The following is a 1,138-nucleotide window of genomic DNA, read 5'->3' on the forward strand; positions in this document are numbered from 1 at the left end:
CACTGAACATGTCACCACTTGCACCACGTATCGCCCACCCCGTTTTGGTACCTAGATCAAAACAAAGAATCGTGTTATTCACCGCGCCTCTCCATACAAAACGTGTTTTATAGAAGTGTTTTTTTCCGAAAATGAAGGAAAGAAGGGTGTAAGAAGTATGCAAATAGATAAAGATGTGATTGATATTATTTCATTAATAGTACCAACTTTCATCTCATTTTTTGGAATATGGTTAGGTTGTAGAAATCGAAAAATAGATCTTATAAATTTCAATAAACAACTAAGACAATTACAAAAACAATCTGAAACAGCAAAAGAACATCTATCCATCTTATGGGAAGAAAAAGAGAGACGAGACTTAGGTCCAAATCTAGAGGCTATTATAAAAGGAGAACCATGCGCACATAAGAGCGGTAAAGATTTCCTTATTGACATAAAAGTAATCATAAAAAATCCTACAAAACATTCAATAAAAATGAATAATTTTTGTATACCTGATGAAAGTCCATTTGCATTTGTTGAAGGTGCTTTTCTAGGAAAATATCCGCTATCTTTAATCCTCGAAAACGAGAAATATATGAGTTTTAAAAATCCTTTTACAGCAGACTTAAAATCGCAAGATATATGCAATTATTTTAATCTAAAGGAAGATGAAGAAAGAGTATTTTTTCTCACAGTTCGCCACCTCAAACCAAATATCGAAACTGTACCAATCTTTATAATTGAACACACTTCATCAAATCACCCAGAAAGAGTAGTTCAAACTAAGTTTTGGCCAGATTTTTTTCTATCTTTTGATGAAGAGAACATGCTAGGATAAGATAATCTTTGGATTTCCTCTTCTTGCCTCCATATTTTTTCATTTTTCTTCGTTATTTCCTTTTTAACTATTTGTAATTCTCTATAAAATAGATAAAGTTGAATAGCTAATTGAATATTTACCGCTATAGATACTATTAAACCAGTATACGATCCTGCATTCATCTCTATCTCCTCACTTACCCTTCTTCTTACTCTTCTTATTCTTATGAGGCGGCGCTTTTACTGCTTCATCACGCTGTTTAAGCTCTTGTGTTAGTCTTTCAACTTCCTCGTCGCGTGATTGAACATCTGCTTTTAGTGCCTGTATCTTTTCACT

The 1,138-nt window shown here is 33.1% G+C and carries 1 protein-coding gene; it reads left to right on the plus strand.

Annotated elements, in window-relative coordinates; all coding sequences use genetic code 11:
• The first annotated feature begins 157 nt into the window (after nucleotides 1–157).
• On the plus strand, nucleotides 158–820 hold the full coding sequence (locus tag ACFIKE_RS11025) for a hypothetical protein (protein ID WP_375649961.1): 663 nt from the start codon (nucleotides 158–160) through the stop codon (nucleotides 818–820).
• Nucleotides 821–1,138 lie beyond the last annotated feature (318 nt).

The sequence above is a fragment of the Bartonella sp. MU70NMGDW genome, from assembly GCF_042194085.1.
In the GTDB taxonomy this organism is placed as follows: Bacteria; Pseudomonadota; Alphaproteobacteria; order Rhizobiales; family Rhizobiaceae; genus Bartonella; species Bartonella grahamii.